This is a genomic window from Streptomyces marokkonensis, assembly GCF_039539045.1.
Lineage (GTDB): Bacteria > Actinomycetota > Actinomycetes > Streptomycetales > Streptomycetaceae > Streptomyces > Streptomyces marokkonensis.
Genome location: NZ_BAABCQ010000016.1, coordinates 45,328 through 59,828 on the forward strand (window position 1 = coordinate 45,328; position 14,501 = coordinate 59,828).

The 14,501-nt window shown below is 74.3% G+C and carries 13 protein-coding genes; 4 read left to right on the forward strand and 9 right to left on the reverse strand.

The features are described 5' to 3' along the window. Positions 1–53: 53 nt before the first annotated feature. Both mycP and ABEA26_RS06255 read right to left on the reverse strand, forming a co-directional pair. Positions 54–1,235: a type VII secretion-associated serine protease mycosin gene (gene mycP / locus ABEA26_RS06250; RefSeq protein ID WP_345589974.1), complete on the reverse strand. Its 1,182-nt coding sequence runs from the start codon at positions 1,233–1,235 to the stop codon at positions 54–56. Then, a complete protein-coding gene (locus ABEA26_RS06255; RefSeq protein ID WP_345589977.1) occupies positions 1,232–2,185 on the reverse strand; it encodes a hypothetical protein in 954 nt (317 codons plus the stop codon). Before ABEA26_RS06255 ends, mycP begins: the two co-directional genes overlap by 4 nt. 1,052 nt (positions 2,186–3,237) lie before the next feature. Here ABEA26_RS06255 and ABEA26_RS06260 point away from each other — a divergent pair. Beyond that, entirely contained in the window at positions 3,238–4,440 is a 1,203-nt protein-coding gene (locus tag ABEA26_RS06260; RefSeq protein ID WP_345589980.1) for an amino acid deaminase/aldolase, read from the forward strand. Between the two features lie 75 nt (positions 4,441–4,515). On the opposite strand, the gene ABEA26_RS06265 is transcribed toward ABEA26_RS06260, so the two are convergent. Genes ABEA26_RS06265 through ABEA26_RS06280 form a run of 4 tightly spaced genes read right to left on the reverse strand, consistent with a single transcriptional unit; the run spans position 4,516 to position 9,186 of the window. After that, entirely contained in the window at positions 4,516–5,550 is a 1,035-nt protein-coding gene (locus tag ABEA26_RS06265) for a DUF2510 domain-containing protein (protein WP_345590015.1), read from the reverse strand. A gap of 37 nt (positions 5,551–5,587) precedes the next feature. Further along, positions 5,588–6,370, reverse strand: coding sequence for a 3-oxoacyl-ACP reductase (locus tag ABEA26_RS06270; protein ID WP_345589982.1), 783 nt, complete (start codon positions 6,368–6,370; stop codon positions 5,588–5,590). Between the two features lie 48 nt (positions 6,371–6,418). Then, the gene (locus ABEA26_RS06275; RefSeq protein WP_345589984.1) at positions 6,419–7,813 is read right to left on the reverse strand and encodes an aldehyde dehydrogenase family protein; all 1,395 of its coding nucleotides are present in this window, start codon (positions 7,811–7,813) and stop codon (positions 6,419–6,421) included. Between the two features lie 8 nt (positions 7,814–7,821). Further along, positions 7,822–9,186, reverse strand: a complete 1,365-nt coding sequence (locus ABEA26_RS06280) for a glutamine synthetase family protein (RefSeq protein WP_345589985.1) — start codon at positions 9,184–9,186, stop codon at positions 7,822–7,824. Between the two features lie 74 nt (positions 9,187–9,260). Here ABEA26_RS06280 and ABEA26_RS06285 point away from each other — a divergent pair, with 74 nt between their 5' ends. Together ABEA26_RS06285 and ABEA26_RS06290 are read left to right on the forward strand one after the other, a co-directional pair. Further along, positions 9,261–9,995, forward strand: coding sequence for a FadR/GntR family transcriptional regulator (locus ABEA26_RS06285; RefSeq protein ID WP_345589987.1), 735 nt, complete (start codon positions 9,261–9,263; stop codon positions 9,993–9,995). Between the two features lie 137 nt (positions 9,996–10,132). Continuing rightward, entirely contained in the window at positions 10,133–10,873 is a 741-nt protein-coding gene (locus ABEA26_RS06290; protein WP_345589989.1) for a gamma-glutamyl-gamma-aminobutyrate hydrolase family protein, read from the forward strand. A 72-nt stretch (positions 10,874–10,945) separates the two neighbouring features. Here the strand turns inward: ABEA26_RS06290 and ABEA26_RS06295 are convergent, their stop codons facing one another. Further along, a complete protein-coding gene (locus ABEA26_RS06295) occupies positions 10,946–11,800 on the reverse strand; it encodes a LysR family transcriptional regulator (protein WP_345590017.1) in 855 nt (284 codons plus the stop codon). A gap of 178 nt (positions 11,801–11,978) precedes the next feature. Between ABEA26_RS06295 and ABEA26_RS06300 the strand changes: the two genes are divergently transcribed. Further along, complete coding sequence (locus tag ABEA26_RS06300; RefSeq protein WP_345589990.1) at positions 11,979–13,136, forward strand: TDT family transporter; 1,158 nt, start codon at positions 11,979–11,981, stop codon at positions 13,134–13,136. Here the strand turns inward: ABEA26_RS06300 and ABEA26_RS06305 are convergent. Together ABEA26_RS06305 and ABEA26_RS06310 are read right to left on the reverse strand one after the other, a co-directional pair. After that, on the reverse strand, positions 13,063–13,785 hold the full coding sequence (locus tag ABEA26_RS06305; protein WP_345589992.1) for a helical backbone metal receptor: 723 nt from the start codon (positions 13,783–13,785) through the stop codon (positions 13,063–13,065). The genes ABEA26_RS06300 and ABEA26_RS06305 overlap by 74 nt on opposite strands. Before the next feature lie 64 nt (positions 13,786–13,849). Beyond that, positions 13,850–14,419: a helix-turn-helix domain-containing protein gene (locus tag ABEA26_RS06310; protein WP_345589994.1), complete on the reverse strand. Its 570-nt coding sequence runs from the start codon at positions 14,417–14,419 to the stop codon at positions 13,850–13,852. Positions 14,420–14,501 lie beyond the last annotated feature (82 nt).

The following is a 14,501-nucleotide window of genomic DNA, read 5'->3' on the forward strand; positions in this document are numbered from 1 at the left end:
GGACAGCGGCACCCACAGTCGGAAACCGCCGTAGCGGACAGCGGCACCCGGAGTCAGAAGTCTTCGTAGCGTTCGCGGCGGCCCCGCCACAGGACGACGGCAGCGACGATCATGACGCCGCCCGCGCCGCCGGCCAGCGGGGCCGCCCAGGCCGATGTGTCGTCGTCGGCGGCGGGGGCGTCCGGGCCGGAGCCGAAGTACTCCTCGCCGTACGCCGCCGCCTTGAGCCTCTCGGGCTTCAGGCGTCCGGCCGCCTCGACGGCGGCGGCGGGGTCGACGAAGCCGTAACCGCGGGAGTCGTCGCGACCCTTGGCGGGGGCATTGCGGGCCGTGTCCTCCAGGAGGCTCTTGACCTGGGCCGGGGTGAGGTCCGGGTGGGCCGACTTCACCAGGGCGGCGGCACCCGAGACGAAGGCGGCGGCGGCGCTGGTGCCCCAGCCCTCGTAGTACCGGTGGTCGGGGTCGGCGATGATCACGTCGACGCCGGGGGCGCTGACCGTGGCGTACCAGCGACGGGTGGAGAAGGAGGCGCGGGTTCCGTAGCGGTCGACCGCGGTCGCGGCGATCACCCCCGGATAGGCGGCCGGGTAGGAGATGTGGTCGCCCTTCTCGCCGCCGTTGCCGGCCGAGGCGACGACGACCACGCCCTTCTTCAGCGCGTACTGGATGGCCTCGTCCTCGGCGGGTTCGGGGTGGGCGGAGGCCGAGTCGTCGCCGAGGGAGAGGTTGACGATGTCGGCGCCGTGGTCGGCGGCCCAGCGGATGCCCTCCGCGAGGGCGTTGCCGCGGGTCTTGCGGGCCTTGGCGCGGGAGTCGTCGCCGTCCTCCAGGATCACGCGCAGCGGCAGGATCTTCGCCTGGGGGGCGATGCCCATGACGCCTTCGGCGTTGCCGGGCCCATGGCCGTGACCGGCGATGATCCCGGCCATGGCGGTGCCGTGCCGGGCCCATTCGCGGTCGCCCTCGCGCGCGCCGAAACCGACCAGGTCCTTGCCGGTGAGGACGTTGCCGACCAGGTCGGGGTGGTCGGCCTCGACACCGGTGTCCAGGACGGCGACGGTGACGCCGGCGCCCTTGGTGGTACGCCACGCCTCCTGGGCGTGCATGGCGTCCAGGGCCCACTGCTGGGCGCGGATGCCGTCGGCGTGCGCGGCCGGTGCCGGGACCAGGACGAGGGCGGCGGCGAGGAGGAGGCTCAGGGTTCCTGTCCCGCGGCGGATGCCGGCGGCGGTCACGACGGGTGCTCCGTGGCCGGGCCGACGTTCTTGCGCAGGGCGCGTTCGACGCGGTCGGCGAGCCCTTGCGCCTCGTGGCCGAGGCCGGCCTGGGCGGGCGCCGAGGTGGCGCCGGACTCCATGGCCTCCTCGGCGGGCTCCGGCTCGTCGACGGCGCGGCCGTCGGCCCAGCCGGAGACGGCGTAGACGACGACGGGGGCGTCGGTGAGGACGGAGACGGTCCACGCGGCCCGCTGCGGGGCGCCGAAGCCGGCGGCGACGGTGTCCTTCGCGGCGTACGGCAGCGGCATGAGGTCGGCGCGGCGGCCCAGGCCCTCCTTCTCGAACCGGCCGGCCAGTGAGGTCATGGCGGCGGCGTCGGCCTTGGCGAAGAGCAGGCCGACGGTGGTGACGTAGCTCTGGGTGGCGTCGGTGTAGGTGGCGCGCAGCAGGCGCCGGCAGCCGACCGGTTCGAGGACCTTGGCCAGCAGCGGGTCGAAGGCGTCCGCGCAGTCGCTGTCCGGGGCGACGGCGACCCGCGTCCAGGTGCGGTCGGCGCCGCCGGGTCCGGCGCCCTGCCCCTGCACGGTGGGCGGGAACAGCCGGTCGACCGGGATGCCGTGCCACAGTTCCGCGGCCTCGGTGAACGCGCTGCGCGCGCCGCCGTCCCCGGAGTCGCCGGCGAGCCAGCTGCCGGTGACGGCACCGGTGACGAGTCCCATGCCGAGCACGAGGCAGACGGCCGCGGCGACGGCCTGGGGCCTCAGCCGCCCACCGAGCGGACGCGGCCGGGCGAGCCCGTCGTATCCCTCGGGCTCCCCGAACGACACACGTGGCCGCCCGTCGCCGGACACCGTCGGGGCGCCCCAGGACAGGGCGGGGTCGGGAGCACCGAGGGAGCCGGCCGGCGACTCGGCCGCCGGCCGCGACTTCTGCTCCGGTTCCTGCCGCTCCCACTCCGGTCCCCGCACCGGCTCCGGCTCCGGCTCCGGCTCCGGTGGGATCGGCCGGAGACGTCTGGTCGTCTCGGACGGGGTCTCCGCGGGGGCGCCCGGATGGTGGGCGGAGGGCCCGGCCGGACGCTGCGGCGGTACCGCCTGCGACGCGGCGCCTCCGGGCGAGAGGTTGGCGGCGGCACCCGTACGACGTGGCGAGGGCCCGGCCGCGCGGGCCGACCGTGACGTACCGCCCCCGCCCAGGACCGGGTGGCCGACGGTCGGCGGGGCGTCGGGGAAGCGGGCGGAGGCACTCGGTGGCGGAGGCGCGGGGTCGGTGTTCCGGGAGCGGGCGAGACGGAAACGCGGGGAGGGCGGCCGGCCGCTCCCGGAGGCACCGCCCTCGGACGGCGTCCGGTCGTCCGACGCGGCCTCCGGCCGTCGCGCGCCGTGCCTGTGCTCCGGCCCGTCGCCCGCCGCCGACGCCTGTACGGGGCGTGGCGGGACGGCCGGGTGGGGCGGCACGGCAGGGCGTGGCGGGGTGTCCGGGCGGGCCGGCGCACCGGGGCGCGCGTCGGCGCGAGAGGGCGTGCCCGGGCGGGATGGTGTACCGGGGCGCGCGTCGGCGGCGTGACGAGACGGTACGTCGGCGCGAGAGGGCGTGCCCGGGCGTGGGGGCGTGGCCGGGCGAGGCGGGGTGCCGGTGTCGGTGTCGGTGTGAAGTGGGGTGCCGGTGCCGGTGCCGGGACGAGGCGGGGTCGCGGGGTGCGGGGGAAGGGAGGTGCGGCGTGCTTCCGTGCTCATGCACCCCCCGTTTCCTCGGGCCCGGGCCGTTCTCCGGCGCGGGCCGGTGATGTGGTCTCCTGCCCCGGCCCGGCGTGGACCGATCCGTCCCCGGGCACGCATACCCGCACGGGCGGACCACCATCCCGGCGGGGCCCGGGGCACCGCCGCCCGGGCCGTCGCGCCGTGCGTGCGCGTCACTCTACGGCGTGACCCCACCCGGCGGGGAACCAGTCCGCGCGCCCGTGGCATTGGCCCGGAACGTCCCACTACCCTGCGGTAATCCTGTCTGGCAGGCTGCGTTCATGACTGCGCGCGCCGCTGACCGGGCCCGTTACGACCGGGCCACCGCCCATTTGGACGCCCCCGTGGCGATCGTGGACCTGGAGGCCTTCGACGCCAACGCGGACGATCTGGTCCGCCGGGCCGGCGGGAAGCCGATCCGGGTCGCCAGCAAGTCCGTACGCTGCCGGGCCCTGCTCGAACGCGCCCTGGCCAGGGACGGTTTCGCGGGCGTCATGTCGTTCACGCTGGCCGAGTCCCTGTGGCTGGCGCGCTCCGGTTTCGAGGACGTCCTGCTCGCCTATCCGTCGGCGGACCGCGCCCGGTACGCCGAGCTGACCGCCGATCCCGAGCTGGCCTCCGCCGTGACCGTGATGATCGACGACCCGGCACAGCTGAGCATCATCGACGCCGCGCGCCACGGCGGCCGGGAAGTCGTGCGGGTCTGCCTGGAGTTGGACACCTCGCTGAGGCTGCTCGGCGGGCGGGTGCGGGTCGGGGCCCGGCGCTCCCCGCTGCACTCCCCCGCCCAGGTCGCCGACCTGGCCCGCGCGGTGGCCCGCCGGCCTGGGTTCGAGGTCGTCGGCATCATGGCGTACGAGGGCCATGTCGCCGGGGTCGGGGACGCGGTGGCCGGGCGGCCGCTGCGGTCGCGGGCGGTGCGGCTGATGCAGGCCGCCGCCCGCCGGGAACTCGCCGAGCGGCGGGCCGCGGTGGTGCGGGCGGTGCGGGCCGTGGTGCCGGGCCTCGAGTTCGTCAACGGCGGCGGCTCGGGCAGCGTGCAGCACACCGCCGCGGAGGACGCGGTCACGGAGATCGCCGCCGGGTCCGGGCTGTACGTGCCGCGGCTGTTCGACAACTACACCTCGTTCCGGGGCCGTCCGGCGGCCCTGTTCGCCCAGCCCGTCGTACGGCGGCCGGGGGTCGGGGTCGTGACCGTCCTCGGTGGTGGCTATCCGGCCTCCGGGGCACCCGGCGCCGACCGGCTGCCCGTGCCGTATCTCCCCGAGGGCCTGCGCTACGACTCCCAGGAGGGCGCCGGCGAGGTGCAGACGCCGCTGATCGGGTCGCCCGCCGACGACCTCCTCATCGGCGACAAGGTGTGGTTCCGGCATGCCAAGGCCGGTGAGCTGTGCGAGCGGTTCGACGCGCTGCACCTGGTGGAGGGGGACGCGGTGACGGCTACGGTGCCGACGTACCGGGGCGAGGGACACGCTTTCCTGTAGGGAGGGGCACACCTTCCGTGGGGAGGGCACACCTTCCGCGAGCAAGTGGGGCACATCTTCCGCGGGTCGGCCGGGTCAACTCGACGGGCCGATGCCGCTGCCGACCCCGCCGCCCGTGTCCGCGTCGTCGACGGGCCGGATGCCCTCGGTGATCCGGTCCATGACGTCGAGCGGCGGCCCGTCCTCGCCGGCGTCGAAGACGTAGCGGACGAGGATCGGTGACCCCGTGCCGACGGTGGAGGGGAACACCAGCGACTGCACGTACCCGCCGGGGCCCTTGGCCGTCGTCACCCGCCGGCGCACGTAGTACCCGGCGCGTCCGGCCACCGCGACCGGCCCGGAGGCCACCTCCTCGTGGGACTCGATGCCGCCGAAGGGCTTGTTGCCGATCAGGTCGCGGTCGTAGGCGTCGTCGGCGGCGTCCTCGATGTCCTGCCGGGCGAGGGCCTTCGGGGCGGACTCGCCGTTCGCCGTGACGGTGCGGGAGATGACGAGACCGTGCCGGCACACACTGCCGTCGGCGGGGCAGTCGTAGGTGCCGTCCGTGGTCATCATGACGTCGTCCTGGGCGACGTGCTCCGGCCGGACCCAGCCGTCCGGCAGCGGGAAGACGATGCCGTTGAGCGGGTCCTCGACCACGGCCGGGTCGTCGGCGGAGGGTTCGGAGGACGTCGGCGAGGGGGCCGGCTCGGTGCTCGCCGGTGCCGGGCCGGTGGCGGTCGGCGTGGCCGGCGGGGTCCGCGCCTCGGGGCTGCCGCCGTCGTCCTCGCCGAGGACGAGTACGCCGGTGACGACCGCCGCCACCAGCACGGCCGCCGCGGTGACGAGGGCGACGGCCTTCCCGCGCCCGGTGCCGCCGCCCGGCGGACGCCACCACGGACCACCGTCCGTGGACAACGGCGGGGTCGACGGCTGACCGGGCTGCATCTGATGCGCCTGATGCGGCAGGTGCGGCCCCGGCGGTTGCTGCGGTTGTCGCTGTGGGGGCCGGGCCGCCGCGTATCCGGTGGTCCCGGGCGCGCGCCGGTGCTCCGTCCAGGTGGTGCCGTCCCACCAGCGTTCCTGGTGCGGGGCCGACGGATCGCGGTACCAGCCGGGTGGCGGCGTCATGCTCATCCCGGCACTTTAGGACGCCGCCCGCGCCCGGCTACAGCGGTGTGACGTACGCCCCGGAAATCCCGCCGTCCACCAGGAAGTCGGTGGCGTTGACGAAGGAGGAGTCGTCGCTGGCCAGGAACGCGACGGCGGCGGCGATCTCCTCGGCCTCGGCGAACCGCCCGACCGGAACGTGGACGAGGCGTCGCGCGGCCCGCTCCGGGTCCTTGGCGAACAGTTCCCGCAGCAGCGGCGTGTTGACCGGGCCGGGGCAGAGAGCGTTGACGCGGATGCCCTCCCGGGCGAACTGCACACCCAGTTCACGCGACATGGCGAGGACGCCGCCCTTGGACGCGGTGTACGAGATCTGCGAGGTCGCCGCGCCCATCCGGGCCACGAAGGACGCGGTGTTGATGACGGACCCCCTGCCCTGGCGCCGCATGTAGGGGATGGCGGCCTTGCAGCACAGGTAGACGGAGGTGAGGTTGACCTCCTGGACGCGCTTCCAGGCCTCCAGGCCGGTCTCCAGGATGGAGTCGTCGTCGGGTGGTGAGATGCCGGCGTTGTTGAACGCGACGTCGACGCTGCCGTAGGTGTCGTAGGCCGCCTTGAACAACGCCTCGACCTGCTCGGGGTCGGTGACGTCGGCCTTGACGAAGGTCCCGCCGGTCTCTTCGGCCGCGGCTTCGCCCCGGGGCTCGTCCACGTCGCCGCAGACGACGTGCGCACCTTCGGAGGCGAGCCGGCGGACCGTCGCGAGGCCGATGCCGCTGCCGGCTCCGGTGACGACCGCGGTACGGCCGACGAGCCTGCGGCAGACGATGTCTTCACTCACTGTGCGGGTCCTCCGTACTCGACGGGACGTCACCGGATGTCCTGGGACTTACGGGACGTTACTGATGAAGACGTTCTTGGTCTCGGTGAAGGCGGTCAGCGCGTCCGGGCCGAGTTCGCGGCCGAGGCCGGACTGCTTGAAGCCGCCGAAGGGTGTCCAGTAGCGGACGCCGGCATGGGAGTTGACGGACAGGTTCCCGGCGCGGACCGCGCTCGACACGCGCAGGGCGCGGCCGACGTCCCGGGTCCAGAGCGAGCCGGCCAGGCCGTAGTCGGTGGCGTTGGCCAGGCGGATCGCGTCGGCCTCGTCCTCGAAGGGCAGGACGACGGCGACGGGCCCGAAGACCTCCTCGACGGCCACGGGCGCGTGCGCGTCGACACCGGTGAGGACGGTGGGCGGGAACCAGAAACCGGGGCCGCCCCCGGGTGCCTTGCCGCAGATGCCCTCGGCGTCGGCGGGGACGTAGGAGCGGACGCGGTCCAGTTGGGCTTGGGAGATCAGGGGGCCCATGTCGGTCCGTTCGTCGGCCGGGTCACCGACGAGGACGGACTCGATCGCGGGGGCGAGAAGGGCGAGGAAACGGTCGTACACCGTGCGCTGGACCAGGATGCGGGTGCGGGCGCAGCAGTCCTGGCCGCAGTTGTCGAGGAAGGACATGGGCGCGGTGGCGGCGGCGGCCTCGATGTCGGCGTCGGCGAAGACGATGTTGGGGCTCTTGCCGCCGAGTTCGAGGGTGACGGGCTTGAGGAGGGCCGCGCCCTTGGCGGCCACCTGCCGGCCCACGGGCGTCGACCCGGTGAACACGATCTTCGCCACGCCCGGGTGCACGACGAGCGCGTCGCCCGCGACGGGCCCGCGACCGGGCAGCACCTGGAAGAGGCCCTCGGGGAGACCGGCCGCGAGGGCGAGCTCGGCCAGACGGAGCGCGGTCAGCGGGGTCGCCTCGGCGGGCTTGAGGAGTACGGCGTTGCCCGCCGCCAGCGCCGGGGCGGTGCCCCAGGCGGCGATCGGCATGGGGAAGTTCCAGGGCGCGATGACGCCGACGACGCCGAGCGGTTCGAGGATCGTCACGTCCAGGCCGCCGGCGACCGGGATCTGCCGTCCGCTGAGCCGCTCCACTCCCCCTGCGGCGTAGTCGAGCAGGTCGCGGACGTTGCCGGCCTCCCAGCGGGCGTTGCCGATGGTGTGCCCGGCCTCGCGGACCTCCAGCCGGGCCAGCTCCTCCAGGTGTTCGTCGACGGCGGTGGCGAAGCGGCGCAGCAGCCGGGCACGGTCGCCGGGAGCGAGGGCGGCCCAGGTGGTCTGTGCCCGCGCGGCCCGTACGACGGCGGCGTCGACGTCGGCCGCGGAGGCGGCGGGGACGGTGGCGACGACCCCTTCGGTGGCGGGGTTCAGTACGCGCAGCTCATGGGACTCATGGGACTCGTGGGACTCATGGGACAAGCGGGGCCTCACATGCGTTCGAAGGAGCGGCGCAGCTCCCAGTCCGTGACGGCGGCGTCGTAGGCGTCCAGTTCGACGCGCGCCATGTTGCGGTAGTGGGCGACGACCTCGTCCCCGAAGGCGTCCTTGGCGAGGGTGCTGTTCTCCCAGAGCTCGGCGGCTTCGCGCAGCGTGGTGGGGACGTGTTCGTAACCGGCGGGGTAGGCGTTGCCCCGGCACGGCTCGGGCGGTTCCAGCCGCTGTTCGACGCCGTGCAGTCCGGCCGCGACCATGCCGGCCACCGCGAGGTACGGGTTGACGTCGCCACCGGGGAGCCGGTTCTCGAAGCGCAGGGAGCGGCCGTGGCCGACGACGCGCAGGGCACAGGTGCGGTTGTCGTGGCCCCAGGCGACGGCGGTCGGGGCGAAGGAGCCGGGCTGGAAGCGCTTGTAGGAGTTGATGTGGGGGGCGTACAGGAGGGAGAACTCGCGCAGCGCCACCAGTTGTCCGGCGAGGAAGTGCCGCATGACCTCGGACATGCCGCCTTCCCCCTCGCCCGCCATGACGCTGTCGCCGTCGGTGTCCGCGAGGGAGAGGTGGACGTGGCAGGAGTTGCCCTCACGCTCGTTGTACTTGGCCATGAAGGTGAGGGACATGCCCTCCTGCGCGGCGATCTCCTTGGCGCCGGTCTTGTAGACCGCGTGCTGGTCACAGGTGACCAGGGCCTCGTCGTAGCGGAAGACGATCTCGTGCTGGCCCGGGTTGCACTCGCCCTTGGCGGACTCGACGGTGAGGCCGGCGCCGGCCATCTCGTTGCGGATGCGGCGCAGCAGGGGTTCGACGCGGCCGGTGCCGAGCACCGAGTAGTCGATGTTGTACTGGTTGGCCGGGGTCAGGGCTCGGTAGCCGGAGTCCCAGGCCTGTTCGTAGGTGTCGCGGAAGACGATGAACTCCAGCTCCGTGCCGACCCGCGCGGTCCAACCGTGTTCGGCCAGCCGCTGCAGCTGGCGGCGCAGGATCTGGCGGGGCGCGGCGAGCACCGGGGAGCCGTCCTCCCAGGCAAGGTCGGCGACGACGAACGCGGTGCCCTCGTTCCACGGCAGGCGGCGCAGGGTGTTCATGTCCGCGTGCATGGCGAAGTCGCCGTAGCCGCGGTCCCAGGAGGACATCGCGTAGCCGTCGACGGTGTTCATGTCGGCGTCGACGGCGAGGAGGTAGTTGCAGCCCTCCGTGCCGTGTCCCAGGACCTCGTCGAGGAAGAAGCGCGCGGCGAACCGCTTGCCCTGGAGGCGTCCCTGCATGTCGGGAAAGGCCAGGACGACGGTGTCGATGTCACCGGCTGCGACGAGGGCGTGCAGTTCCTCGACCCCGAGTGGGGGTGTGCGGTCTGGCACGGGGAGAGCCTCCTTGTGGCCGGGAGCCATAAGGTATGGCGGGGGACCATTGCTTGGGAAGGGGGCGCGGCCGCATGCCGGAGGAAACCGGCGGGAGCGTGACGGACCGGCTCGCACCGGTGCTGCGGACGGTGCGGGCCGGCAACGGCTTCGAGGAGGCGCTGGAGCAGATCCTCCAGGTCGTCAGGCTGGGCCTGGTGTCCGGCGGCGAGCGGCTGCCGGCCGAGCGGGAGCTGGCGGAGCGGCTGGGGATCAGCCGGGTGACGCTGCGCGAGGTGCTGCGGGTACTCCGGGACCAGGGGCTGGTCCGGGCGCGGCGCGGCCGGTACGGAGGAACGTTCGTGCTGCCGCGTACGGACGCGGGCGGTGAGGACGAGCTGCGGCGCCGGGTCGCCGGCGTCGACATCGAGGACGTGCTGCGCTTCCGGGAGGTGCTGGAGGTGGGCGCCGCCGGGCTGTGCGCGGCGCACGGGCTGACGGACGCGCGGGCGGCGCGGCTGCGGGAGGCGCTGGCCGGCACGCGGGACGCCCCTATGGCCCAGTACCGGCGGCTGGACACGATGCTGCACCTCACCCTCGCCGAGCTGTGCGGCTCACCGGCCCTGGCGGCGCAGTACGCGGCCGTCCGGGCCGCCCTGAACGACCTGCTGGACTGCATCCCGCTACTGGTGCGCAACCTGGAGCACTCCCAGCGGCAGCACATCGCGCTGGTGGAAGCCGTGGTCGACGGGGACGCGGACGGGGCGCGGGAGATCGCGCGGGAGCACTGTGCGGGGACGGCGGCGCTGCTGCGCGGGTTTCTGGCATGAGTGTCCTGCGCGTGCGTGTCCTGCACGTACGTGTCCTGCACGTACGTCCCGCGCGCCGCGCGGCAAAGGTGTGCCGGCGACCCATTGCCGAGACGATTCACTGACAGTGCACTGACGGTTCGTTACCGGGAGGCCGCATGGCGGGCAGGCCGCTGATCGGCGTCAGTACGTACCTGGAGTCCGGGGCGCGCTGGGGCGTGTGGGAGCTGGAGTCGGCGCTGTTGCCGGCCGGGTATCCGCGGCTCGTGCAGCGCGCGGGCGGACTGGCCGTAATGCTGCCGCCGGACGCGCCGGAGCACGCCGCCGCCACCCTCGCCCGCCTCGACGGGCTGGTGATCGCGGGCGGCCCGGACGTGGAACCGGTCCGCTACGGCGCCGAACCCGGCCCGCACACCGGCCCGCCCGCCCGGGCCCGGGACACATGGGAGCTGGCGCTCATCGAGGCGGCCCTGGCCGCGCGCGTGCCGCTGCTGGGCATCTGCCGGGGCATGCAACTGCTCAACGTCGCCCTCGGCGGCACCCTCGTCCAGCACATCGAGGGCCATGCCGAGGTGGTGGGCGTGTTCGGGGGGCACCCGGTCACGCCGGTGCCGGGGTCGCTGTACGCCGGTGTCGTACCCGAGGAGATGTTCGTGCCGACGTACCACCACCAGGCGGTGGACCGGCTCGGCACGGGTCTCGTCGCGTCGGCCCACGCGACGGACAGCACCGTGGAGGCCGTGGAACTGCCGTCCGCCCCGGGCTGGGTCCTCGGCGTGCAGTGGCATCCGGAGATGGACAAGGACGTACGGGTGATGCGGGCGTTGGTGGGCGCGGCGCGGTCGGACCGGACCGACACCACTTCCGCGACGCCGGGGACGAGTCCTCGGGCCCGGTGACGGTGTCCGGGGCGGGGATGGTGTCCGGGCGGGGCCCGAGAGGACGGGCCGGTGCGCGCGAGCCGGGCGGACCTACCCCCGCGTCAGTGACAGCAATTGCCGGGCCGGGCCCGTCGGACGGTGGCCGGTGGGCCACACCGCCCGCAGGTCGCGGGCCAGCGCGACGTCCGCCACCGGGACGCTCACCAGGCGCCGGGTGGCGAGCTCCTCGCCGACGGCGAGTTCGCTGAGGACGGAGGGGCCGGCGCCGCTCACGGCCGCCGCCTTCACCGCCGTGGTCGACGACAGCTCGATCAGGGGGCGGGCCAGCCCGCCCAGGGCCGCGTCCAGGACCTGCCGGGTGCCCGAACCCTTCTCCCGGAGGATCAGCGGCGTCGCCGCCAGTTCCGCCGCCGCGAGCGGGCGCCGGCGACGGGCCCACGGGTGACCCGGCGCGGTCACGACGATCAGCCGGTCACGGGCGATGACGGCCGAGTCGAGCCCCGCCGGAACACTCACCCCTTCCACGAAACCCAGGTCGGCCTCGCCGGACAGCAGGCGCTCCCCCACCGACGCCGAGTTCCCGGCGAGCAGCGAGACCGCCGTGTCCGGCAGCTGGGAGCGGAGCGCGACCAGCCAGCCCGGCAGCAGGTACTCCGCGATCGTCATGCTCGCCGCCACCCGCAGCCGCGAGTCCCGCCGGTCCCGCAGTGCCTGCGCGCCCGCGTCGAACGCCTCGGCCGCCTCCACGATCCGGCGCGCCCAGTCCGTGACCAGCGCGCCTGCGTCGGTGAGCCGGGAGCCTCGCGGCGACCGGTCCACCAGGGCCACCCCCAGCTGGCGTTCCATCGAGCGGACGCGACTGCTGGCGGCCGGCTGTGTGATGCCCAGCTCGCGCGCCGCCCCGCCGAGGCTGCCCAGGCGCGCCACCGCCAGCAGCAGCTCCATCGCACCGAGATCCGGTACCCGGTGCGCCAGCGAGCCCGTCGCCTGCCGCCCCGGTGTCTCCTGTCCGCCTTCCCTGCCGTCCGTACCACCCGCACCGTTGCTGCTCATAACTGCAGCTTATGCCCTCATAGGGACATGGCCCCTGGTCAGGTGTTTCGGCCACCGCGACCGTGGACGCATGGTCACCGCAGCCCCGCCCCTGTCCGCTCCCACCGCCCCGAGCCGGCGCGCCCCGGCCGTCCGTCATCTCGGGCCCAACTGGTACGCGTGCGTCATGGGCACCTCCATCGTCGGTACCGCGGGAGCCGCGCTCCCCTGGCACGTGCCCGGGCTGCGCGCCGTCTGCACCGGGGTCTGGGCGCTGTCCCTCGCCGCGCTGGCGGCCCTGCTGGTGGCCCGGTCCCTGCACTGGCTCCACCACCGCGACCAGGCCCGCGCGCATCTTCTCGACCCGGCGGCGGCCCCCTTCTACGGCTGTCTGTCGATGGCCCTGCTGGCCGTCGGCGGCGGCACCATGACCGTCGGGCGGGACTGGATCGGCACCTGGGCCGCCGTCGCCCTGGACACCGTGCTGTTCACCGCCGGTACGGTCATCGGGCTCGCGGCGGCGGTCGCCGTGCCGTACCTGATGGCCGTACGGCACCGGACAGAACCGGGGCAGGCCAGTCCCGTGTGGCTGCTGCCGCTCGTCGCGCCGATGGTGTCCGCGGCCGTCGGACCGCTGCTGGTCCCGCACCTCCCGCCGGGGCAGCCCCGCCAGACGCTGCTGCTGGCCTGCGTCGCGATGTTCGGGGTGAGTCTGCTGGCGACTCTCGTGACGCTGCCGGTGATCTTCGGCCGGCTGCTCACCGGCGGTCCGCTGCCGCTCGCGCTCACCCCGTCGCTGTTCCTGGTTCTGGGGCCGCTGGGGCAGTCGACGACCGCGGTGGGGAAGTTCGCGGACGTGGCCCCCGAAGTGGTGCCCGGCGCGTACGCCGAGGGTTTCGGGGTCCTCGCAGTCCTGTACGGCGTGCCCGTGATGGGCTTCGCGCTGATGTGGCTGTGCCTCGCCACCGCGCACGTCGTGCGGGCGCGGCGGGAGGGCATGGGCTTCTCGATGACGTGGTGGTCGTTCACCTTCCCGGTGGGCACCTGTGTCACGGGCTCCGAGGCCCTGGCCCGGCATACGGGACTCACCGTCTACGACGGGCTCACCGTCGTCCTGTACGCCGCCCTCGTCGCCGCCTGGGCCGTCGCCGCCGTGCACACGGCGCGCGGCCTCGTCAGCGGCGCGCTGCTCGCAGGGCCGCGCCCAGCTCCCGGGGTGCCCGTGCCAGCGACGGCCCGTACCACGTGAGGTACCGCCCGTCGACGAGCGCGCAGGGCAGGCCCGGGAAGGCCTCCGGACCGTCGTCGGCGGTGAAGCGGTACGGCTCGTCCGGCAGGACCACGACGTCCGGGCGGGCCGCCCGCACCTCCTCGACCGGGACCTTCGGATAGCGCTCCGCGTGGTCGGCGTACAGGTGGTCGATGCCGAGGCGGGCCAGTACGTCGCCCGCGAAGGTGTCGCGGCCCAGCACCATCCAGGGCTTGCGCCAGACGGGAACGACGGCCGTGGCGCGCCGCTCCGGCGGCGGCAGGGCGGCCGACCAGGCCTCCTCCGCCTCGTCCAGCCACCGGGGCCGGGACGGCGACCCGCAGGCGGCCAGTACCCGCTCCAGTTCGGTGAAGGCCTGCGGCACGGTGCGGACCTCGGTCACCAGCACCTCGACACCCGCGGCGCGCAGGGCGTCGAGGTCGGGGGCGCGGTTCTCCTCCTCGTTGGCGACCACCAGGTCGGGGGTGAGGGAGAGAATCCGCTCGGTCTTCGGATTCTTCGTGCCGCCGACGCGTACGACGTCGAGGCCGGCCGGGTGGGTGCACCAGTCGGTGGCACCGGTCAGGGCCCCCGGGACCGTACGGGCCACGGCCTCGGTCAGCGACGGTACGAGAGAGACGACCCTCACCGGATTCCCGCCCGTGCCGTCATCGCACTCCCGCCCCTGCCCCCACGCACTCCCGCCCCCGCCCTCACCGGCGCGGCCCGTCCCGTACCGCCTCGATGTGCTCGGCGACGGCGACCACGATCAGCCGGGTCTCGGGCACCGTGGCCCGCCACCTGTGCCGTACACCTCCGGTGAGGTAAAGCGTGTCGCCGCACCCCAGCCGGTAGGCGCGGCCCTCGGCCTCGATCTCCACGGCACCCTCGGTGACGAACATCAACTGGTCATTGCGGTACTGCAGTTCACGGCCCGCGTCGTGGTCTCCGGTGAACTCTGAGGCGTGCATCTGGTGGTGTCCGCGCACCAGGGAGCGCACCTTGGGCGCCGGCTCCGGATCGCGGTCCTCGGCCCGGACGACGTCCACGCTGCACGCGGGGTCGGCGGCGGCGAGCAGTTCCACGGCGGTGGTGCGCAGCGCGTCGGCCACCTTCTCCAGGGAGCTCCGGCTGGGCCGCGCCCGGTCGTTCTCGATCTGGCTCAGGAACGGCACGGACAGGCCGCTGCGCTCGGACACGACGGCGAGGGTGAGCTCGAGGGCCCGGCGCCGCCGCCGCACGGCCGCGCCCACCCGAAGGTGCTGATCCTTGTGGTCGCCCATCGCTCCGGCTCCCTCCTCCACCCGTCGCCGTATCCCTGATGAGTTCTCTGCACCCTACGCATGTTCGGCAAACCGTTTCACG